This is a genomic window from Actinomadura decatromicini, assembly GCF_008121305.1.
Lineage (GTDB): Bacteria > Actinomycetota > Actinomycetes > Streptosporangiales > Streptosporangiaceae > Spirillospora > Spirillospora syzygii.
Map to the genome: position 1 here is coordinate 356,531 of NZ_VSRQ01000001.1, position 22,485 is coordinate 379,015.

The 22,485-nt window shown below is 73.8% G+C and carries 14 protein-coding genes; 10 read left to right on the forward strand and 4 right to left on the reverse strand.

Annotated elements, in window-relative coordinates; all coding sequences use genetic code 11:
- The first annotated feature begins 5 nt into the window (after positions 1-5).
- From FXF68_RS44605 to FXF68_RS01440, 8 genes are all read left to right on the forward strand, one after another.
- Positions 6-4,487 carry a type I polyketide synthase gene (locus tag FXF68_RS44605; RefSeq protein ID WP_222869760.1) on the forward strand — a complete coding sequence of 1,494 codons (4,482 nt, stop codon included), beginning with the start codon at positions 6-8 and terminating at the stop codon, positions 4,485-4,487.
- A gap of 63 nt (positions 4,488-4,550) precedes the next feature.
- Complete coding sequence (locus FXF68_RS01410) at positions 4,551-6,017, forward strand: FAD-dependent monooxygenase (protein ID WP_222869761.1); 1,467 nt, start codon at positions 4,551-4,553, stop codon at positions 6,015-6,017.
- A gap of 309 nt (positions 6,018-6,326) precedes the next feature.
- Positions 6,327-7,838, forward strand: a complete 1,512-nt coding sequence (locus FXF68_RS01415) for an MFS transporter (RefSeq protein WP_187437652.1) — start codon at positions 6,327-6,329, stop codon at positions 7,836-7,838.
- A 194-nt stretch (positions 7,839-8,032) separates the two neighbouring features.
- On the forward strand, positions 8,033-9,649 hold the full coding sequence (locus tag FXF68_RS01420; RefSeq protein WP_148756992.1) for an ABC transporter substrate-binding protein: 1,617 nt from the start codon (positions 8,033-8,035) through the stop codon (positions 9,647-9,649).
- Positions 9,646-10,605 (forward strand): ABC transporter permease, encoded by a 960-nt coding sequence (locus FXF68_RS01425; protein WP_222869762.1) that lies wholly within the window; start codon positions 9,646-9,648, stop codon positions 10,603-10,605. The genes FXF68_RS01420 and FXF68_RS01425 overlap by 4 nt, the downstream gene beginning before the upstream one ends.
- Positions 10,602-11,462, forward strand: a complete 861-nt coding sequence (locus tag FXF68_RS01430; protein WP_148756993.1) for an ABC transporter permease — start codon at positions 10,602-10,604, stop codon at positions 11,460-11,462. The genes FXF68_RS01425 and FXF68_RS01430 overlap by 4 nt, the downstream gene beginning before the upstream one ends.
- Positions 11,449-13,122 (forward strand): dipeptide ABC transporter ATP-binding protein, encoded by a 1,674-nt coding sequence (locus FXF68_RS01435; protein ID WP_148756994.1) that lies wholly within the window; start codon positions 11,449-11,451, stop codon positions 13,120-13,122. Before FXF68_RS01430 ends, FXF68_RS01435 begins: the two co-directional genes overlap by 14 nt.
- A gap of 22 nt (positions 13,123-13,144) precedes the next feature.
- The gene (locus FXF68_RS01440; RefSeq protein WP_148756995.1) at positions 13,145-14,194 is read left to right on the forward strand and encodes an LLM class flavin-dependent oxidoreductase; all 1,050 of its coding nucleotides are present in this window, start codon (positions 13,145-13,147) and stop codon (positions 14,192-14,194) included.
- On the opposite strand, the gene FXF68_RS01445 is transcribed toward FXF68_RS01440, so the two are convergent.
- Entirely contained in the window at positions 14,134-14,850 is a 717-nt protein-coding gene (locus FXF68_RS01445; protein ID WP_187437653.1) for a TetR-like C-terminal domain-containing protein, read from the reverse strand. The genes FXF68_RS01440 and FXF68_RS01445 overlap by 61 nt on opposite strands.
- 409 nt (positions 14,851-15,259) lie before the next feature.
- Here FXF68_RS01445 and FXF68_RS01450 point away from each other — a divergent pair, with 409 nt between their 5' ends.
- Together FXF68_RS01450 and FXF68_RS01455 are read left to right on the forward strand one after the other, a co-directional pair.
- On the forward strand, positions 15,260-18,166 hold the full coding sequence (locus FXF68_RS01450; RefSeq protein WP_187437654.1) for an ATP-binding protein: 2,907 nt from the start codon (positions 15,260-15,262) through the stop codon (positions 18,164-18,166).
- Between the two features lie 261 nt (positions 18,167-18,427).
- On the forward strand, positions 18,428-18,937 hold the full coding sequence (locus FXF68_RS01455) for a flavin reductase family protein (protein ID WP_148756998.1): 510 nt from the start codon (positions 18,428-18,430) through the stop codon (positions 18,935-18,937).
- On the opposite strand, the gene FXF68_RS01460 is transcribed toward FXF68_RS01455, so the two are convergent.
- The 3 genes from FXF68_RS01460 to sigJ all read right to left on the reverse strand — a co-directional run bounded on the left by FXF68_RS01460 (position 18,907) and on the right by sigJ (position 22,411).
- Positions 18,907-20,109, reverse strand: coding sequence for an MFS transporter (locus FXF68_RS01460; RefSeq protein WP_222869763.1), 1,203 nt, complete (start codon positions 20,107-20,109; stop codon positions 18,907-18,909). The genes FXF68_RS01455 and FXF68_RS01460 overlap by 31 nt on opposite strands.
- A gap of 235 nt (positions 20,110-20,344) precedes the next feature.
- Complete coding sequence (locus tag FXF68_RS01465) at positions 20,345-21,469, reverse strand: NAD(P)/FAD-dependent oxidoreductase (protein ID WP_148756999.1); 1,125 nt, start codon at positions 21,467-21,469, stop codon at positions 20,345-20,347.
- 69 nt (positions 21,470-21,538) lie between these two features.
- Positions 21,539-22,411, reverse strand: a complete 873-nt coding sequence (gene sigJ / locus FXF68_RS01470; protein ID WP_148757000.1) for an RNA polymerase sigma factor SigJ — start codon at positions 22,409-22,411, stop codon at positions 21,539-21,541.
- Positions 22,412-22,485: the final 74 nt, after the last annotated feature.

A 22,485-nucleotide genomic window follows, 5' to 3' on the forward strand; every position in this document is an offset into this window, starting at 1 on the left:
AGATGATGACGCACGAGACGGACGACGGGAAGCTCGTCGAATACCTCAAATGGGTGACGGCCGAACTGCACAGCACCAGGGCGCGGCTGGCGGACGTCGAGTCCGGCGGCGCCGAGCCGGTCGCCGTCGTCGGCATGGCCTGCCGGTATCCGGGCGGGGTCGCCTCGCCGGACGACCTGTGGCGGCTGGTCGCGGACGGCGGCGACGCGATCGGCGGCTTCCCCGCCGGGCGGGGCTGGGACCTGGACGGCCTGTTCGACCCCGATCCCGACCATCCGGGCACCAGCTACAGCCGCGAGGGCGGGTTCCTGCACGACGCCGACGCGTTCGACCCGGCGTTCTTCGGCATCAGCCCGCGCGAGGCCCTCGCCATGGACCCGCAGCAGCGGCTGCTGCTGGAGGTCGCGTGGGAGACGTTCGAGCGCGCGGGCATCGTCCCGGCGGACCTGCGCGGCAGCGCCACGGGGGTGTTCGCCGGGGTGATCTACGCCGACTACGCGGCCCGGCTCGGCCGCGCGCCCGCCGAGGTCGAGGGCTTCCTCGGCAGCGGCAGCGCGGCGAGCGTGGCCTCCGGCCGGGTCGCCTACACCTTCGGCCTGGAGGGCCCGGCCGTCACCGTCGACACCGCGTGCTCGTCGTCGCTGGTGGCCGTCCATCTGGCGGCCCACGCGCTGCGGCGCGGCGAGTGCTCGCTGGCGCTGGCGGGCGGGGTGACGGTGATGTCCACACCCGGTGTGTTCGTCGAGTTCAGCCGGCAGCGCGGGATGTCGCCCGACGGGCGGTGCCGGTCGTTCGCGACCTCCGCCGACGGCACCGGCTGGTCCGAGGGGGCCGGGCTGGTGCTGCTGGAGCGGCTCGGCGACGCCCGGCGCAACGGCCACCGCGTCCTGGCGCTCGTCCGGGGTTCGGCGATCAACCAGGACGGGGCGAGCAACGGGCTGACCGCGCCCAACGGACCGTCCCAGGAGCGGCTGATCCACCGCGCCCTCGCGGAGGCCGGTCTCGGTCCAGCCGACATCGACGCCGTCGAGGCACACGGCACCGGCACCACCCTCGGCGACCCCATCGAAGCCCAAGCCCTCATCAACACCTACGGACGCGAACGCGACCCCGACAAGCCCCTCTGGCTCGGCTCCATCAAATCCAACCTCGGCCACACCCAGGCCGCCGCGGGCACCGCGGGCATCATCAAAATGATCCTGGGCATCCGGCACCGGACGCTCCCGGAGACCCTCCACATCGACGCGCCGACACCCCACGTCGACTGGGACGACTCCGGCGTCCGGCTCCTCACTCAAGCCCAACCGTGGCCCGACACCGGCCGCCCGCGCCGCGCCGCCGTCTCCTCCTTCGGCATCTCCGGCACCAACGCCCACGTCATCCTCGAACAACCGCCCGACGAGCCGGAACCGGAGCAGCCGGAAGACGACGGGGACGGCGCGTCCGGGATCGTGCCGTGGACGCTGTCGGCCAGGACGCCCGGCGCGCTGCGCGGGCAGGCGGAGCGGCTGCTCGGCTTCGTCCGCGCCGAGGCCGCGCCGGGGCCCCGCGCGGTCGGCCGGGCGCTGGCGACCACCCGCACGGCCTTCGAGCACCGGGCCGTCGTGGTCGCCGCCGACCGGGACGAGGCCGCCCGCGCTTTGGCCGCGCTCACGCGGGACGAGCCGTCCCCGAACGTGACGCGGTACCGGGCCGCGAGGCCCTCGGGTGCGACCGCGTTCCTGTTCACCGGACAGGGCTCGCAGCGCGCCGGGATGGGCCGGGACCTGTACGAGCGATTCCCCGTCTTCGCCGAGGCCCTGGACGAGGCGTGCGCGGAGTTCGCCGACCACCTGGACGAGCCGCTGCGCGACACGATGTTCGCCCCGCCGCGCTCCGCGGGCGCGGCGCTGCTTGACCAGACCCTCTACACCCAGCCCGCGCTGTTCGCCCACCAGACCGCGCTCCACCGGCTGATCACGTCGTTCGGGATCGTCCCGACGCACTTCCTCGGGCACTCGATCGGCGAGCTGACCGCCGCCCACCTCGCGGGAGTCCTCACGCTCCCCGACGCGGCCCGGCTCATCGCCGCACGCGCCCGGCTCATGCAGGACGCCGGGGACGGCGAGATGATCGCGGTCAACGCCCCCGAGGACGCGGTCCACGAACTCCTGCACGGCCACGAGGATCAGGTCTCGATCGCGGCCGTGAACACACCCGACTCGGTGGTGCTGTCCGGGGACGCGGAGACGGTGCGGGAATTGGCCGGACGGCTGGCGGAACAAGGGGTGCGCACCCGGCGGGTGAACGTCAGCAACGCGTTCCACTCCCCGCACATGGAACCGATCTTGGAGGAGTTCCGCGCGGTCGCGGACGCCCTCGCGTTCCAGCCGCCGACGCTCCCGGTCATCTCCAATGTGACGGGCGCGACCGGCGGCGCGGAGTTCACCGATCCCGGCTACTGGGCCCGGCACCTGCGCGGGACCGTGCGCTTCGCCGACGGGATCACGACCCTGCGCGCCGAAGGCGTGACGACGTTCGTGGAACTCGGGCCCGACGCCGTGCTGAGCGCGATGGTCCGGCGCGGCCGCTCCGGTTCGGACGCCGAGGCGATCCCGGTGCAGCGCGCCGGACGCCCCGAGGCGCGCACGTTCCTGACCGCCCTCGCCGCGCTGGACGCCGCCGGATCGCCGGTGAGCTGGTCCGCCGCGTTCGGCCCCGGCCCGGTCGCGGCCGACCTGCCCACCTACGCGTTCGAGCGCGACCGGTACTGGCTGAACACCGACGCGCCCGCGGCGGCGCCAGCGGACCTCGACGGCCCGGACCGCGCGTTCTGGGACGCCGTCGACCGCGGCGACCTGGAGGCGCTGACCGCGGCCCTGGAGGCCGAGCCGCATGAGGAACTGGCGATCGGAGCCCTGGTGCCCGCCCTGTCACGCTGGCGGCGCAGCCGCCGAACCCGCTACCGGACGGTCTGGCGGCCCGTCGCGGACGGGCCGAGCGGCGGGACGCCCGGCCGCTGGGCCGTCCTCGTCCCCGACGAGGTGGACGCGGCCTCGGCCGAGCCGCTCCTGGACGCCCTACGGGCCGAGGGCCTGGACGTCGTCAAGCTGCCCTTCCAAACAGACGAGCCGGCGCCGACCGGCCCGATCCCGGACCGGATCGACGGCGTCCTGGCGCTGCTGGCCTTCGACGACCGCGCGCCGAAGCGGGCCGCCGAGCTGGTCCGCGCGGTGGCCGACGTCGACGTCCCGGTCTGGCTCGCGACACAGCATGCCGTCGCCGCCCATCCCGCCGACCCTCCGCCAGACCCGTCGCGCGCCGCGCTCTGGGGCCTGGGCGAATCGCTGGCGGCCGAGCGTCCGGGCCGGGTGGGCCTGGCGGACCTGCCGGTCGGCCCGGACGCCGAAGCGCCGGCCGCGTTCGCGCGGACCCTGCGCGCCGCCGCCGACCGCGACCAACTGGCGTTCCGCGCGTCCGGCGTGTTGGCGAGGCGGCTGGTGCGCGCGGCGCCGCCGTCCGGCCTCCCGCCGCGCGGGGACGGGACCGTCCTCGTCCTGGCGCCGCGCGGGGTCGACGAGGACCTGGTCGCGCGGGCCGGCACGGGCGCGGCCTGCACGGTGGTCGCCGCTCCGCCGGAGCTGAACGCCAGGGACACGACGAGCTGGGACCCGGCCGACACGTCCGGGCTGCGGAACCTGCTCGCCGCGATCCCGGCGGACCACGCACTGACCAAGATCGTGTTCGACGCCGCGGCGCCCGCCTCGGCAGACCCGGACAGCGCGGCGGCGCCCGCCTACGACGACTTCGCCGCGGAGCTGAAGACGCTGGTGAAGGCGGCGGTGGAGATCGACGCCCTGACCCGGACCGGCGAGCCGCCGCTGCTGGTGTTCCGCACCCGCTCGGGCGCGCTGCTGCCGGTTCCGGGACGGCCCGCCGACGCGGTCGCCCGCGCGTTCCTGGACGCGCTGGCCGAGGGCCGCCGCGCGGCCGGCTTCCCCGCCGCCTCCGTGGCATGGGACCCGGGCGCGGACGTGCCGGGCGTCACCGCCGCGCTCGGCGCGGAGGGCGAACCGTCCCTCCTGCTCGCCGACACGGATTGGGACGCCGTTCCCGGACCCGTCCCACCGCTGTTCGACGAGCTGCGCTCCACACCCGAATCCGCGTCCGGCACAGGAGACGGCGCCACCGGCCCGGACTGGCGGGAACTCGTGGCCACGGCGTCGGACGACGAGCGGGACCGGCTGCTGACCACCCTGGTCAGAACGCATGCCGCCGCCGCGCTCGGCCACGCGTCCCCCGAGGAGATCGAGCCGGACGTCGACCTGGTCGAACTCGGCATCACCTCGTTCTCGGCACTGGAACTGCGCAACCTGCTCGCCGAGGCGACGGGGGTGGAACTCCCCGCGACCGTCGTGTTCGAGGAGCCCACCCTCGCCCGGCTCGTCGCGCGGCTCCGCGCCGGACTCGACGGCGCCGCCGAGAGCGACTTCGAAAGAACGATCTAGCCCTGCCCAGCCCCTGGGCGGAACGAACCCAGCAAGCCACCGGAAGCGATCTGGAGCTGAATCATGGACCCAACCGTAATCATCGCGGGCGGCGGCCCCACCGGACTCATGCTCGCCTGCGAACTCGCCCTCGCCAACGTGCACGCCGTCGTCATCGAGAAGCTCCTCGACCCTTCCGGGGAATCACGGGGCATGGGGCTGCACGCGCGGTCCCTGGAGACCCTCGACCAGCGGGGGCTGCTGGAGCGCTTCGGCGACGACACCCCGGTCTGGCCCCGGGCGCACTTCGCGCTGATGTGGATGGACCTGAGCGACTTCGACACGACCTTCACCTACATCGTCCCGCAGTGGCGGACCGAGAAGATCCTCGACGAGCGGGCCCGCGAACTCGGCGTGGACCTGCGGCGCGGCGAGGTCGTCGTGGCCGTCGACCAGGACGGCGACGGCGTGAGCGTCGGCGTGCGGAAGGCGGACGGCGGGGAGTACCGGCTGCGCGGCGAGTACCTGGTCGGCGCGGACGGCGGCGGCAGCGCCGTCCGCAGGCTGGCCGGGTTCGACTTCCCCGGCACCGACTCGACCTACCACGGCGTCCTCGGGGACGTCGAGGAGTACGACGCGGTCGACGGCATCGAGACGACCCTCTACCCCGACAAGGGCATGTACGCAGCGATCCCGCTCGGCCCGGACGTGCTGCGCATCATGACCACCGAGTTCGACGCGCAGCTCCCGCCCGACGACCAGGAGGTCACGCTCGACGAGCTGCGCGCCAGCGTCAAGGCCATCACCGGCGAGGAGCCGAATGTCGGCAAGCCGCGGTGGCTGTCGCGGTTCGGGAACGCGAGCCGGCAGGTCACCGAGTACCGCAAAGACCGGATCTTCCTGGCCGGGGACGCGGCGCACGTCCACTACCCGATGGGCGGCCAGGGCCTCAACTCCGGCATCCAGGACGCGGTGAACCTGGGCTGGAAGCTGGCCGCCGAGATCAACGGCTGGGGCCCGCCCGGCCTGCTGGACAGCTACCACGCCGAGCGGCACCCGGTGGCCGCGCGGGTCGCCCGGAACACCGAGGCCCAGCTGGCGCTGCTGCACCCGGTGGGGAAGATCGGGCCGCTGCGCGACCTGTTCGGCGAGCTGCTCCAGTACAAGGAGGTGCGCAGGCACCTCATCGAGATGGTGACCGGCATCGCGGTCACCTACGACTTCGAGTACCCCGACCGCGCCGGCGGCCCGCACCCGCTGGAGGGCCGCCGCATCCCGAACGCCGCGCTCGCCACCCCCGACGGCGAGCGCACCGTGGCGGAGACCCTGCGCGCCGGGCACGGGGTGCTGCTGGACCTCTCGGACGGCGACGCGAAGACCGGCGACGTGTCCAACTGGGACGGGCGGGTCGACCTGGTGCGCGCCGAGCCCGTCGAGGAGATCGGCGCGGCGGTGGTGCTGGTGCGCCCGGACGGCTACATCGCCTACGCGCACGAGGATGGCTCCGACCCCGAAGGACTGGGACTGGCGCTCAAGACCTGGTTCGGCTGAGCCGCACGGCGTCCCGGAACGGCGCCCTCCGGCGGCGTGGCCGCGTCCCCCGCGGCCACGCCGCCACGCCGCCACGCCGCCGTCGCCCCGGTCGCCGGGACGACGGCCTTCGTCCGCGACCGGCGGTCTCGCGGACCAGCGGCTTCGGCGCGCAGGGAACGTCCGCGTCCACTGGATGCGCGTTCCTGTAGACGTCCACGTTCACTACGCCCTATAGTTGCTGTAGACGTCGACGTTCCCTACATGCGGGACGAAGTGCGCATACTCCGCTCCCGCACGTTCCCACGACCTCATTTCCCTGGAGCCACGATGGCGACCGCCCAGACCAGTGACACAAGCCCGCCGCCCTACCGGCAACGCTCCGGCATCGTCCTCACCGCGCTGCTCGGCTGCCAGCTCATGCTGGTGCTGGACGTCACGGTGGTGAACATCGCCCTGCCCCACATCAAGAGCTCGCTGGGCTTCTCGGCCGACAACCTGGCCTGGGTCCTCAACGCCTACACGGTGGTCTTCGGCGGGCTGCTGCTGCTCGGCGGCCGGGCCGGGGACATCCTCGGCCGCCGTGCCGTGTTCATGGCGGGGGTCGCGCTGTTCGGCGTGGCGTCCCTGGTCGGCGGGCTGGCCCCCGACTCGGGCTGGCTGCTCGGCGCCCGCGCCGCGCAGGGCCTCGGCGCCGCGCTGGCCTCGCCGTCCGCCCTCGCCCTCATCTCCACCAGCTTCGCCGAGGGGCCCGAGCGCACCCGGGCCCTCGGCCTGTGGGGCGCGGTCTCCGGGTCGGCGTCGACCCTCGGCCTCATCGTCGGCGGCGTCCTCACCGACGTGCTGTCGTGGCGCTGGGTGCTGTTCATCAACGTCCCGATCGCGGTGCTGGTGCTCGTGCTCACGCCCCGGTTCATCCGCGAGGCCGACCGGCAGCCCGGCCGGTTCGACATCGCCGGCGCCGTCACCTCGACCGTCGGGATGGGCGCGCTGGTCTACGGGTTCATCCACGCCTCGTCGGACGGCTGGCGCGACTCGATCACGCTGGGCTCGATCGCCCTGGGCGTGGTGTCGCTGCTGCTGTTCGTCGCCGTCGAGTCGCGGGCCCGCCAGCCGATCACGCCGCTGCACCTGTTCCGCGACGCCGACCGGGTCCGCGCCTACCTCATCCTGCTGCTGATCGCGGGCAGCATGCTCGCGATGTTCTTCTTCCTCGCCCAGTTCCTGCAGGAGGTCCTGAAGTTCGGGCCGCTCAAGGCGGGGCTCGCCTTCCTGCCGCTGTCGCTGGTGCTGATCCTCGCCGCCCAGCAGACGGCGTCGGCGCTGCCGAAGATCGGCGCCAAGGCCCCCACCGCGATCGGAGCGGCCGTCACCGTCGCCGGGCTCGTCTGGCTGGGCTTCCTGGACGAGAACAGCAGCTACCTCACCGGCGTCCTCGGCCCGCTCGTGCTGTTCGGCATCGGGGCCGGCCTGATCTTCGTCCCGGCCACCGTGGGCGCCGCCGCCCGCGTCGCGTCCGACGAGTCGGGCGCCGCCTCGGGAATGCTCAACACCATGTCGCAGATCGGCGGCAGCCTCGGACTGGCCGCGCTGGTCACCGTCGCCGGGACGGCCGCGAGGCACGAGGCCGAACACCCCGTCGCCGGGCTCTCCCCGGCCCGCCAGGCCGAGCACGTGCTCACCTACGGCTTCACCCGGGCGTTCCTCGTCGCGGCCGCGCTCGCCGTCGTGATCCTGCTCATCAGCCTCACCGCGCGCCGCCGTCCCGCGCCCGACGCGGGGACGCCCGCCGAGACCGGCGAGACCGCCGAGGCCGCGGAGGCGAAGGCCGCCGAAGCCTGACGTCCGGCCGTCCCGTCCCGCTTAAGACGGCTCCAAGGGGTCGCTTCAGCTCCCGCGACGATCCTTGGTGGGACTTCACACGACCCACCCGGAACCGAGCACGGCGGAAGGAAGCTGAGCATGGCCTATGAGGCGAACGCGGACCTGGAGACCGGTCGGCTGAGCGTGCCGTCGAGCGACTGACCGGAGGAGCCATGAACCCCGCGCACGCGAAACGCGCCATCGCCCTACTCGGCGCCGCCGCCGTACTGTCCACGGCGGCCTCGGCCTGCGGGTCGGGGGAGGCGGCCGAGAGCGGCGCCTTCACCTTCGCCACCGACCAGGTGCCGCAGTGCCTGGACCCCGCGGTCAGCCCGCAGGACGTGGTGGCCCTCATCGGCCGGAACATCTTCGACTCGCTGGTCGCCATGGCGCCCGACGGGCAGCTCCGGCCGTGGCTCGCCGAGAAGTGGACGGTCTCCCCCGACGGGAAGACCTACACCTTCACCCTCAGGCAGGGCGTCACGTTCTCCGACGGGACGCCGCTGAACGCCGCCGCGGTCAAGGCCAGCCTCGACCACATCGTCGACCCGCGGACGAAGTCCATCTACGCCGCCCGGCTGATCAGCGCCTTCGACGAGGCGACCGCCGCGGACGAGCGCACGGTGCGGATCAGGCTGAAGCGGCGCAGCACCCCGTTCCTCCAGGCGCTCAGCACCACCTACCTCGGCATCCAGTCGCCGTCGTCGCTGCAAGCGCCCGGCGCCGCCTGCACCCGGCCGGTGGGGTCGGGCCCGTTCCGCCTCGACGGCTGGACGCACAACGTCAGCCTCACCCTCAAGCGCAACCCCAAGTACGCCTGGGGGCCGCCGACCGCCGCGCACACCGGGCCCGCGCGGCTGAACAGGATCACCGTCAAGTTCGTCACCGAGGACGCCGCCCGGTTCGGCGCGCTCACCAGCGGCCAGGTCGACGCCATCGACGACGTGCCGCCGGTGAACGTGAAGACCCTCAAGGCGTCCTCCGGGCTGCGCCTCGCGCACGCCGACATCCCCGGCGTGGTGTTCACGACGTTCCTGAACGCCTCGCGGGGCCCGCTCTCCGACGAGCGGGTGCGCACCGCGCTGGTGCGCTCGGTCGACCTCGACGCGCTGGTCAGATCCGCCTACTTCGGGCAGTTCGAGCGGGCGTGGAGCGTGCTCAGCCCGTCGACGCTCGGCTACGACAGCGCGGCGCCCGGCACCTGGAAGTACGACCCGGCGCTCGCCGGACGGCTGCTCGACGAGGCGGGCTGGACCGCCCGCGACGCGCAGGGCTACCGCACCAAGGGCGGCAAGCCGCTGGAGCTGCGCTGGCCGTACGTCCCGCAGTTCCTGGCGAAGTTCCTGGTCGTCGCGCAGGGCATCCAGGCGCAGGCCAAGCAGGCCGGGTTCAAGATCGACCTGACTCCGGCGGACTCGGGCACCTTCGGCCGCGAGTACGTCAAGGGCGACCTCGACCTGTACTCGTCCAGCTTCGTGCGCGACGAGCCGGACATCCTGCGGCTGTTCTTCACGAGCGCGCAGAGCTCCGCCAAGGGCGGCGGCGCCATCCTCGGCAGCGGGTTCCCGCAGCTGGACCGCTGGCTGAACGAGGCGGAGAGCTCGGACGACCAGACCGCCCGCGTGGCCACGTACGTGCGGGTGCAGCGGTTCGTCACCGAGCACGCGCTCGCGCTGCCGGGCTACGTCCCGGCCGACCTGGTCGGCTACTCCAGCAAGGTCAAGGGACTGTCCTTCGAGCCCAACGCCTACCCGCTCTTCTATGACGTGACGGTGGGGGGCAAGGCGTGAAGCGAAGGGAGGGGCGGGCGCCGGACGGCCTGACCGGCTGGATCCTGCGCCGGCTCCTCCTGTCGCTGATCGTGGTGTTCGGCGCGGCCACGGTCACGTTCGCCACGTTGCAGCTCACCCCGGGCGACCCGACCTACGCCGTGCTGAACAACCCCTCCCCGCCGCCCGAGCTGGTCGCGCACGTCCGGCACGACCTCGGCTTCGACCGGCCGGTGGCCGACCAGTACGCCCGGTTCCTCGGCCGCCTCGCCACCGGCGACCTCGGCCGCTCCTACCAGCTCGACCAGCCGGTGTGGCGCGTCATCACCACCCAGCTCGGCTCGACGGTGGAGCTGGCCGTCGCGGGATTCGTCCTGGCGCTCGGGACGGCGATCGTCCTCGCCACCGCCACGGCCGGGCGCCGCCCGCTGGTGGGCCGGGTCTCCGCCGCGCTGGAGCTGCTGTCGGTCTCCACCCCGTCCTTCTGGACCGGGATCGTGCTGCTGACGTTCCTGTCGTTCCGGCTCCACCTGTTCCCCGCCACGGACGGCACCGGACCGCGCGGCCTGGCGCTGCCCGCGGTGACGCTGGCGCTGGGCATCGCCGGGGCGTACACCCAGGTGCTCCGCGAGGGCCTGGAACGCGCGCTGGACGAGCCGTTCACGCTCAGCTCCCGCGCCCGCGGGTCCGGTGAGACGGCCGTCCGGCTGCGGCACGCGCTCCGGCACGCGCTGACGCCCATCGTGACGATGTCCGGCTGGACGATGGGCACGCTGCTGACCGGCGCGGTCATCGTCGAGTCGGTGTTCAGCCGCCAGGGCCTCGGCCGGACGCTGGCCACCGCCATCTCCGGCCACGACCTGCCGCTGGTGACGGGCATCGTCGTGCTCGCCGCCGCGGCCTTCACCGTGCTCAACATCGCGGTCGACCTGCTGTACCGGATCCTCGATCCCCGGCTGCGGGAGGCGGCGCCGTGACCGCCGTCGCGGGCGCCGAACGCCTGGCCGGGGCCGGAGACCGCCGCGTCCGGCCCGGTGCCGCGCTGGCCTGGACGTTCCTGGCGCTGGTCGCCGTCGCCGCGCTCTGGCCGTCGCTGCTGGCCGGGCACCAGCCCAACGCCGTCGATCCCGCGCACGCCCTGGCCGGGCCCGGGTCCGGCCACCCGTTCGGCACCGACCAGCTCGGCCGCGACATCCTCAGCCGGATCGTGTACGGGACGCGCGCGTCGGTGACCATCGGGCTCGGCGCGACCGCGTTCGCGGTCGTCGCGGGCTCGGTCCTCAGCACCCTGGCCGCCCTCGGCGGACGGGCCGCCGACGAACTGGTCATGCGGACCACCGACGTGTTCCTCGCCTTCCCCGGGCTGCTGCTCGCGATGCTCGTGGTCGCCGTGCTCGGCGGCAGCACGCTCAACGCGACGCTGGCCATCGGGATGTCCAGCGCCCCGGGGTTCGCCCGGCTGATCCGCGGCCAGATGCTGGTGATCCGCGAGTCGGACTACGTGCAGGCGGCGCGGGCGCTCGGACGGCGCCCGCTCGACATCCACCTGCGGCACACGCTGCCGAACGCGCTGCCGCCCGTGCTGGTGCTGGCGACCGTCCAGGTCGGCGCGGCCATCATCGGCGGCTCGTCGCTGAGCTTCCTCGGCCTCGGACCGAAGCCGCCGACGGCCGAGTGGGGCGCCATGCTCGCCGAGGGGCGGAGCTTCCTCGCCGCCGACTGGGCCGTCGCGGTGTTCCCCGGCCTGGTGCTGACGGCGACCGTCGTGGCGTGCAACGTCGCGGGCCGGAGCCTGCGGCGGAGGTTCGAGGGGCGGCGCCATGTCGACCTCTGAGCCCCTGCTCCGCGTCGAGGACCTCCAGGTCGCGTTCCGCACCGCCCAGGGCGTGGTCCAGGCCGTGCGGACCGTGGACTTCACCGTCGCGCCCGGCGAGTGCCTCGCGGTCGTCGGGGAGTCCGGGTCCGGCAAGAGCGTGACCGCCCGGACCCTCATCGGCCTGCCCGGCCCCGGCGCGCGGGTCCAGGCCCGGCGGCTGACGCTGGACGGCGAGGACCTGCTCGGCATGAGCGAGCGCAGATGGCGAGAGGTGCGCGGCGGGCTGATCGGGTTCATGCCGCAGGACGCCCTGTCCGCGCTGGACCCGCTGCGCAAGGTCGGCGCCGAGGTCGCCGAAGGACTGCGCAACCACCGCGCGGCCCGCCGGTCGGACGTCCGGGCCGGGGTCGTCGAACTGCTGAAACTGGCCAGGATCCCCGAGCCCGACCTGCGCGCCCAGCAGTACCCGCACCAGTTGTCCGGCGGGCTCCGCCAGCGGGCCGTGCTCGCGACGGCGCTGGCCGCGGGCCCGGGACTGCTGGTCGCCGACGAGCCGACCACGGCGCTGGACGTCACGGTGCAGGCCCGCATCCTGGACCTGCTGGCCGCCCGCAAGGCCGACGGCGTGGCGATCCTGCTCGTCAGCCACGACCTCGCGGTGGTGGGACGGCTCGCCGACCGGATCGCGGTCATGCACGACGGCGCGTTCGTCGAGACGGGCCCGACCGAGCGGATCCTCACCGAGCCGGAGCACCCCTACACCCGCAGGCTGCTGGCCGCCGTCCCGTCCGCGCACGCCAAGGGAACACGCCTCAGCCTGGAGCCGCCCGCGCCGCTCGCCCCGCCCGCGCCGCCGGCGAAGGCGCCGCCGGAGGTCGCGAGCGGCCGCGTCCTGGAGGTGACCGGGCTGACCAAGACCTACCGCGGCGTCGGCCGGCGGCGCCGCACCGCGGTCGAGGACGTCTCGTTCACCCTGGAGGCCGGGGAGACGCTGGGCGTCCTCGGCGAGTCGGGATCGGGCAAGTCCACCGTCGCCCGGATCGTGCTCGGCCTGCTGGAGCCCGACGCCGGGTCGGTCTCCCTGCACGGCCGCCCGTGGTCGGCGCTGCGCGAGCCCGCCCGCCGTCCGCTGCGCCACCGCATCCAGTTCGTCCAGCAGGACCCGCTCGCCTCGTTCGATCCCCGCTACACCGTCGAGCGGATCGTCGCCGAAGGGCTGCGGGACGGCCCCGGCCGCCGCCGCGACCGGATCACCGACCTGCTGGAACTCGTCGGGCTGGACGGCGCCCTGCTGGACCGGCGCCCCGCCCAGCTGTCGGGCGGCCAGCGCCAGCGCGTGGCCATCGCCCGGGCCCTCGCCCCCGGGCCGGACGTGATCGTCTGCGACGAACCGGTGTCCGCCCTCGACGTGTCCGTGCAGGCCCAGATCCTCGACCTGTTCGCCGACCTGCAGCGGGGGCTGCGGGTCGCGCTGCTGTTCATCTCGCACGACCTCGGCGTGATCTACCACGTCAGCGACCGGGTCATCGTGATGAAGGACGGCCGCGTCGTGGAGACCGGCGACGCCGCCGAGGTCTTCGCCCGCCCCCGGCACGAGCACACCCGGGAACTGCTGTCCGCCCTGCCCGAACTGCGGAACGCCGGTCCCGCGGCGACCACCACACCCAGCCCCTCCTGACGACCATGATTGGGAGCTCTCCATGACCCCTCCATCGACCGAGGCCAGCCGAATCCCCCTGTCCGTGCTCGACGTGGCGCCCGTGTGGCGCGGGTCGACGGCGTCCCAGGCGCTCCGCGACACCCTCGACCTGGCCCGGCGGGTCGAGCGGTTCGGATACCAGCGGTACTGGATGGCCGAGCACCACAACACGCCGAGCCTGGCGACGTCCGTCCCCGGCGTCATGACGGGCATGGTCGCCGGGGTCACGTCCACGATCCGGGTGGGGTCCGGAGGGGTGCTGCTGCCGAACCACCCGCCGTTCGTCGTCGCGGAGCAGTTCGGCACCCTGGAGGCGATCCACCCCGGGCGGATCGACCTCGGCCTCGGCCGGGCACCGGGCACCGACCCGCTCACCGCGCGGGCGCTGCACCGCACCTCGTCCGGCGACGACTTCCCCGAGCGGATCTCCGAGCTGCTCGGCTATTTCGCCGGGCCGGACGGCAGCCCGTCCAAGAGCCTGATCAACGCCGTCCCGGCGGGCGAGCACCGCCCGCAGGTGTGGGTGCTCGGCTCCAGTCCGGCGAGCGGCCAGCTCGCCGGGCTGCTCGGCCTGCCCTACGCCTACGCCCACCAGATCAGGCCGCAGCTGACGGCGGTGTCCATCGGCGCCTACCGCGAGCACTTCCGCCCCTCCCCCGACCTGCGGCGCCCGCACTCGATCGTCTGCGCGATGGTCGTCGCGGGCGAGGACGACGCCAAGGCCCAGCGCCTCATCGGGCCCATGGGGCTGACGTACGTGCTGCACCGGCGCGGCGTCCCCGTCGGCGACCCGCTGCCCACCCAGCGGGAGGCCGACACCTTCGTCTACACGACGGGCGACCGGGAGCTGCTCGACGAGTACCTCGGCCCGCAGCTCGTCGGCGGTCCCGAGACGCTCGCGCAGAAGGTGCCGGAGTTCCTGGCCGAGACCGGGGCGGACGAGCTGATGGCCCTCACCGGCATCCCCGACCACGAGGCGCGGGTCCGCTCCTACGAGTTGCTCGCCCAGGCCGTCGGCCTGGCGCGCGACGGCGTGTCGGTCACGGGCTGACCGGCCCGGTCGGCGGACGCCGTGCCGCGGGCGGCGCCGGATCCGGCGCCGTGTCCCGCCGCGAGCGGCAGCAGGACGCGGTCGACGATCCCGGTCACCAGCGCCTCCGGGATCCGGCCGCCGCCCGCGATGACGTGGTCGAGCAGGAGGGCGGGGCCGACCGAGGCGACCAGCGGGTCCACCATGGGCGCGGCGACCTCGCCGCGCTCGGCGCCCCGGCGCAGCGCCTCCAGGATCAGCTCCTTGCAGGGCCGCAGCACCCGCTGGTCGAAGATCGCGCGGAAGTCGCGGTCGCCCTCGACGGCCACCACCGTGAACGCTCCGGCGCAGGTCGCGTCCGCGCCCTGCTTGACGCACGACAGCAGGGCGACCAGGTCGTCGCGGAGGGTCTCGGCGGGCGGGACGTCGAAGGGCGACGGCAGGACGCTGCTCAGCGCGTCGAGGACGAGTTCCTTCTTGTTGCTCCACCGGCGGTACAGGGCGGCCTTGCCCGTGCGGGCGGCCAGGGCGACGCTGTCCATCGTCATGCGGGTGAAGCCGACGTCGCTCAACTGCTCGAAGACCGCGTCGAAGATGGCCTGCTGGAGCTCCGCCCCATGGCGCCGCGGCGCTCCCGCGGCGTCGTCGGCGTGTCCGACGGCGGCGGCCCTGCCCATCCTCCGCCTCCAGTGAACGTAGACGTCTCCTAGTGCTTCCATGGTACTCGAACGCCGTTCACCACGGATGTCCTGGCGCGGGAGCGTCCCCGGCGGCACCGCTCTTCCCTCGCGCGTCCCCGCGTGACCAATACAGGCCAGCCGCGCTCTGGGCCCGACACGCGAACCCGGGAGGTCAGGCGGGCGGACGCCCGCATTCGAGGCGCATTTATCGCGGCCGGACGGAGGGGAAACGACGGCGAATTGCCAGATCGTCCAATATGGAGGGTGATATCCTACTTAACCTATCGGATTTACACCAAAATCTGTTAGCCTACTAACCATGCCTTGAGCCTCCTGTCCATGGCCAGGATTGTCGGTTTCGGCCCCGGCCGGCCCGCCGAGGTGCGGCGAAAGGACTCAGTCGCCTGTGGCAAAGATCCGGAGAGCTCCCGAGATTCATCTCGTCCGCCGCGCCGAGGCGGCCGAGTTGTGGACCGCGGTGGACCGCCTGGGCGGCCGCGGCCCCGCCCAGTTGATCGAGGTCGTCGCCGAACCGGGCATGGGCAAGACCCGCCTGCTGGCCGAGGTCGCCTCCCGTGCCGCGACGCGCGGTCTCACCGTCCTCAGCCGGCGCTGCACCGAGAAGGGCCGGGACGCCCCGGTCCGCGCGCTCGCGCACCTGCTCCCGGACGAGGGCCCCGCCACCGGCCCGGCCGACGCCGCGCCGCCGGAGCGCCAGGACCCGGCGGTCGGCGCCCCGGACCACTGGGGCTGGCCCGCCGAGACCCCGGACCGCGACTACGCGCCGTTCGTCCGTCTCCTCGCGGACCGCGTGATCTCCTCCGCCCGGGACCAGAACGGCCTGGTCATCCTGCTCGACGACTTCCAATGGGCCGACAACACTTCCATCGAGTTGATCGAACAGCTCGCCCAGCACCGCGTGGAGGCGCCTCTGCTCGTCGTCATCGCCCAGCGGCCGTTGCAGGCGTCCGCCCGGCTGCGGGGCGCGCTCGCCCACGGCTTCGAACTGGGCACGGTACGCCGGGTCGAGCTTCCTCCGCTGACCAGCGCGCAGTCCGCCGCCCTCCTCGGCCTTCCCGCCGACGACCACCGGCTCGGCGAACTCCACGAGGAGAGCCAGGGCACCCCGCTCTACCTGCTCGCCCTCGCGGGCATGCGCTCGCAGGGCGACGTCCCCGAGCAGCTCGCGACGTTGATCCTGGACGAGATCGGACGGCTGGGCCCGTGCGAGTCGCTCATCGTCGCGGCGGCGGCCGTCCTCGGCGAGGATTGGGACATGGAGACCCTGGCGGCGGTGGCCGAGACCGACCTGGACCGCACGCACGCGGCGCTGGCCAACCTCACCCACCGCGACCTCCTGCGGCCGATGGAACGTTCTTCTTCCTTCTCGTTCCGTCACCCCATCGTGCGGCAGCTCGTCTACAGGCGCTCCGGCCAGGGGTGGCATGTCGGGGCGCACCGCCGGGCGGCGACCTTCCTCGCCGGACGCGGGGCATCGGCGGGGCGGCTCGCCATCCACATCGAGCGGTGCATCGCGAGGGCCACGCCCGGCGACCGGAAGATCCTGCGCCGGGCCGCCGAGGACGTCCTCTTCCAGGACCCCGCCACCGCGGCGCGCTGGCTGCGCCTCGCCGTGCGCATCACGCCCGAGGACGAGGACCTCGAACGGGGCGGGCTGATGCTCATGCTCGCCCGGGCCCTCGGCCTCACCGGCCGGCTGCGGGAGAGCCGCGACCTGCTGCACGAAGCCCTCCGGCTGCTTCCCGAGGACTCGATCGGCCCCCGCGTCGACACCGTGGCCTTCTGCGCGCTGATCGAATGCCTGCTGGGGAACTACACCGAGGCGCGGGCCCTGCTCGCGGGCGAGTTCTCCCGGCTCGGCACCGACGACCTGCCGCGCGAGGCGACCGCCCTGCTCATCGAGCACGGCGTCATCGGCGCGCTCGACGGGGACGTGCCGTCCTGCGACCTCGTGAACCTCACCAAGCGCCTGGCCCGCGAGCACCGCGACCTCGTCGCCGAGGCGGGCGCGCTGGCGTTGAGCGGCCTGTGCGACGCGTTCAACGGGGACATCGAGGGCGCCGTCGGGGTGCTGGCCGACAGCGCCGCGCTCACCAACCGGCTGGCCGACACCGATCTGGCCACCCATCCGGAGTACCTGGGGGTGCTGGCCTGGGCCGAGGCCCTCACCGGCCGGTTCGGCGACGCGCGCCGGCATTTCCAGCGGGGCGTCGCGATCGCCCGCAAGTACGGGCACGTCCACGTGCTGTCCGTGCTGCTCCTCGGCGCGGCCATGACGCACGTGGTCACCGGCCGTCCGACCGAGGGCGGACGGCTCGCCGCCGAGGCCCGGGAGATCGCCGAGCGCATCAACGCGGTGCACCCGCAGGGGCTCTCGATCGCCGTCCAGGCGTTGAGCGCCGCCTGGCGGGACGAGGGCGAGGAAGCCGTCCGGCTGGGCGAGCAGGCCGAGGAGATCCTGCACGGGCACGACTTCTACTGGGGCGCGTTCGCGTCGATGGCGCTCGCCACCGCGGCCCGCCTCGGCGGCGACCCGCGGCGCTGCCTCACGTTGCTGCTCGACGTGGGCGGCCTCGACCAGCGGGATCTCCCGGCGGTGCTGCGTTCGTCGTCGCTGGAGACCCTCACCGGCGCCGCCGCGGCGCTCGGCGGGCACGACGCCGAGCCGGCGGTGCCCCCCGGGCAGGTCGAGGCGTGGGCGCGCCAGGCGGAGCAGATCGCCGACGCCGTCGGCCTCCCGGCGCACCGGGCGTTCGCCCTGGCGGCGCGCGGGCACGCGGCCCGCGCCGAGGGCGACGCGCGCGGCGCGCGGCACCTGTACGAGCGGGCGGCCCAGCTGTTCTGCGTCGCGGGGCTGCCGCACGCCCAGGCGCTCGCGCTCACCGCCAAGGCGGCGTGCCTGGCCGCGGACGGCCGGCCCGGCGAGGTCAAGGCGACGCTGGCGCTGGTCGACGAGCTCGCCCGGCGCAACGGGATCCGCGCGATCGACCCGCAGGTCCGCGGCGTCCGGCTGCGCGTCTCAGGTCCCCCCGCCGCCCCCGTGGACGAGCGGCTGACGCTGCTGACGGCGCGGGAGCGCGAGATCGCCGAGCTGGCCGGCATGGGCAAGCGGACGCGGGAGATCGCCGAGGAGCTGTCGCTGAGCCCGCGGACCATCGACGTCCACCTGAGCAGGACCTACCGCAAGCTGGGGATCGGCTCGCGCGCCGCGCTGGCCCGCCTGATGGCCGCGTCCGGCCGCGCGGCCCAGCCCGAGGGCGACCTCTGGACGACCGGAGCGATCGCGCACTGACCCGACGGGGAACGCGAGACGGCTGCCTAAGGTGCTCTTAAGCCCCTCCCGCGAGGATCGTCCCAGTGCCGATCCAGGAGGGGCGCAGGCCGCCCGAGGTCCCGCGCGAGCGCGGCGCGATTCCGCTGGAATCCGCGTCTCGCAGATCACCCGAAGGGAACCCCGCGTGAACACCATCGAAGACTTCGTCGCCCTCGTCCGCGACGAGCCGGGCCTGCCCCTGACGGCGGAGACGATCGGCCTGGCGGCGGGACTCCGCCAATGACGATGGGCACCCACCCCGCCCGGTTCGACGCGGCCTCGCTCAAGGCCGTGCTGGGCCACTTCGCCACCGGCGTGGCCGCCGTCACCGGCCTGCACTCCCGCACCCCGGTCGGCCTGGTCGTCGACTCGTTCACCGCCGTGTCGCTGGACCCTCCCCTGATCTCCTTCTGCGTAGCCCACACCAGCACCACCTGGCCCCGGATGCGCTCCAGCGAAGGACTCTGCCTGACCTTCCTCGCCGCGGACCAACGGGACCAGGCGCAGCGTCTGGCGACCTCCGGCCCCGCCAAGTTCCACGGCATCACCTGGACTCCGTCACCCGCCGGCCTGCCCATCATCGACGGCGGCCTCGCCTGGCTGGAATGCGAGATCGACACCGAACACCCCGCCGGCGACCACGTGATAGTCGTGGCCCGCATCCAGCACCTCGCCCCCTCGAACACCACCCCCGCCCCCCTCCTCCGCTACACCGGCACCTACGGCCGCTTCACCGAAGACTCCCGCTGACGCGCCGAGCGGGAAAGGACGGTCATCGTCATGACGCTGGCCGTGGCCCCGGCGAGGAGCATGATCGTCGATGGGGACGTGTGGTCCACCACGAAGCCTCCGGCCAGGGCGCCGGTGGAGAGGGTCGCCTGGAAGGACGCCGTGAACAGCACGGACGCGGCCTCCGGCGCGTGCGGGGCCGCCCTGACGAACAAGGCCTGCGAGCAGACCGGAACGGCGCCGTAGCCGACGCCCCACACGATCAGCAGGGCGACGGCGCCCGCGTCCCATCGGCCAAGAACGGGGAACGCCAGCGTCGCGAAGGCGATGAGCGCTCCGGCGAGGCCGAAGGCCGCGTACGGGTGGCGGGCGACGGCCGTACCGCACAGGAAATTGCCGAGGATTCCGGCGACGCCGTAAGTCAGCAGGAACACCGTGATCATTCCTGATGACACGTGCGTGACCCGCTCAAGGAAGGGCGTCACATATGTGTAGGCGCCGAAATGCGCCATGACGATCAGAAAGGTCGCCAGCAGCGCGAACCGGGTGCCCGCGTTCCGGGTCATGCCGCGCAGCACGGCGAGCCGGGTGACGTGCTCGGCGGGCAGCGGCGGAAGCAGCACGGCGAGCGCGACGAGCACCGCCGTGGACAGCACGCCCATCACCGTGAAACTGGCCCGCCACCCCGCCAGGTCCCCGATCAGGGTCCCCAGCGGCACGCCGAGGACCGACCCCAGCGGGACGGCCGAGAAGATCACCACGGTCGCCCGGCGCGTCGAGGGTCCGGGCACCAGCCGGTCCGCCAGCCCCGCGCCGATCGACCAGAAGCCGCCGATGACGATCCCGACCAGCACACGTGAAAGGAGCATCGCCCAGTAGCCCGGCGCCGCGGCCGCGACGAAATTCGCCGACGCCAGCAGGAACATGCAGGCGCACAGCATCAGCCGCCGGTCGATCCGCGCCGTGGCGACGGTGACCGCGGGAGCCGCGACCGCCGCCAGGTACCCGGGCAAGGCCATCGTCAGCCCGGCCGTCCCATCGGAAACGGCGAAGCCGGAGCCGATGGACGTCAGCAGCCCGATCGGCAGGATCTCGGTGGTGACGATCGAGAAGATCCCCATCGTCACCGCGAGCACCGCCGCCCAGCCCGTCATCGACGAGCGGGACGACGGCGCGGTGCCGACCATCAACATGGGTTCCGTCCTGTTGGTAGGGAAACGCACTGGAAGTGCGTCCCACCCAACAGTCGTCACCCGCGAAGCTCTGGCGTCTTTCCGCCGTCAACGTGCTCGGTCGGTGAGGTCCAGCGCGGATCGGACGATGCCGCCGGTGTCGATGCAGCGGTGGCGGTAGACGTCCGCGCAGGTTGTGCGCCACTGGTCGAGAGCGTCCTGAACGGCGGCCTGCGCCGGTACATCCCGCGGACGATCACGGGAAGAAGGGGAGTTCGATGTGGACGCGGTCGGCGGCGGCGAGGATCGCGGACGCGTCGTCGACCGGCGGGTGGATCGCCTGGTTGATGCGCCTCTTGATGTCCGCGCCCGCGGCGCCCGACGCCATCACCCTGCGGTCCCAGCCGCGGGTGAAGACGCCGCCGGCGGCGCCCAGGTCCAGGCAGGTGACGTAGGGGCCGGGGGTGAAGTCGCGCGGCGGGACGCCGAGCAGGTCGGCCGCCGCGTTGTATCCGGCCACCTTCCCGAGCGGGGTGGCGTGCTGGCACGCCTGCAGGACCGTGTGCTCGTCGTCGAACGCCGCCCTGGCCGCGTCCCCGGCGACGAACACCCCGGGCCGGGCGCGCAGCCACCGGTCGACCGGAACCCGTCCGAGGTGATCGAGGTCGTCCGAGATCTGTGCGGTGAGTTCGCTCGCCCTCATCCCCACCGACCACACGACCGCGTCCGCCTCGACCTTCGCGCCGTCGCTCAGGACGGCGTATCCGTCGCCGACCTCCGTCACCGTCGTCATGAGGCGGCGTTCGACACCGAGTTCGTCCAGCGCAGCCTCGATCTCCTCACGCGGGCCCGGGCCCAACCGGCTCCCCACCGTCTCGGACCGATCCACCAGCAGGACGCGACAGCGGGCGGCCAGGGCGGTCGCGATCTCCAGGCCGGTGAATCCGGCGCCCACGACCACGACGGAGCAGTCCGTCCGGCCGCGCAGGAAGTCGGCGAGCCGCCGGGCGCCGTCCAGCGTGTCGATGTCGAAGAGGCGGTCGGCCCCGGGCAGGTTCCGGGGCCGGACGAGCCTGCTGCCCGCCGCCAGCACCAGGCGGTCGTAGCCGATCTCCGCGCCGTCGGCCGCCACCGTGCGGCGCTCGGCGTCGATCGCGCTCACCGTGGCCCGCAGGTGCTCGACGCCGATCGGACCGAGGATCCTGCTCAGCTCCACCTTGGCCAGGTCCGGCTCCGGCTCGTACAGGCGCGGTCGCAGCACCAGGTGCTCGCCCGGCGCGACGAGCGTGACGCGCAGGTCCGCGTCCCCGCGCGCCAGCGCCGCTCCCGCCGCGCTCCACACGCCCGCGAAACCGCCTCCGATGATCACAACGTGCGCCATCGTGTCGTCCTCTCCCAGCCTCGCCCTCCGCGGATCGGAGGGAACCGGCAGGGAGTCAAGACAGCGGACTCAAACGTGACCGAGGTGAGCGAGCTTCTTCGGATTGACCAGTCTCCTGAACACCGTGATCCGCCCGCCGGCGACCTCCACGGTGTCGAGCCAGACCAACGTCCCCGCACGGTAGGTGGCGAGGGCCGGGTACCCGTTGACCTCGATGACACGGAACGCGTCGGGACGCCTGATCTCGACCTGCCTGATCGCCAGCAGGGCGATCCGGCCCGCGCCCCGGACCGGCGCGCGCGCCGCGGTCGCCTCGCCGCCGCCGTCGGCGACGTACACCGCGTCGGGGTGCAGCAGCTCGACGAGGCCGGCCAGGTCCCCCGCGTCGGCGGCCGCCTTGAACGCCCTGAGCACACGGTCGGTCTCGGCGCGGCCGGCCCGCGGCCGCTCCTCGACCGCGGCGACCCTCGCCCGGGCGCGGGAGGCGAGCTTGCGGCCGGCGGCGGGCGCGCCGCCGAGCACCTCGGCGATCCTCCCGAACGGGAGGCCGAAGACGTCGTGGAGCACCAGCGCGACCCGTTCGGCGGGGCTGAGGGTCTCCATGACCACGAGCATCGCGGTGCTCACCGCCTCGTCCATGATCACCTGAGCGGACGCGTCCGGGCCGGTCAGCAGCGGTTCGGGCAGCCAGGGGCCGACGTAGGACTCGCGCCGGACGCGGGCCGACTTCAGCACGTTGAAGGACGTCCGGGCGGCCAGGGTCACCAGCCAGGCCCGCAGGTCCCGCACGTCCGACAGGTCGGCGGCGGCGGCCCGCAGCCAGACCTCCTGCGTCACGTCCTCGGCCTCGGCCACGGTCCCGAGGATCCGGTAGGCCGCCCCGAAGACCGCGGGACGATGCGCCTCCCAGTCGGACTCCGCCAACGCCCCGGTCGGCTCCATCCGCGGTCCCCCTCCCCCGGCACGGCGATCGACCGCCGATTCTAAGGACGGCCGTCCCCCGCCCAGGTCGGTGC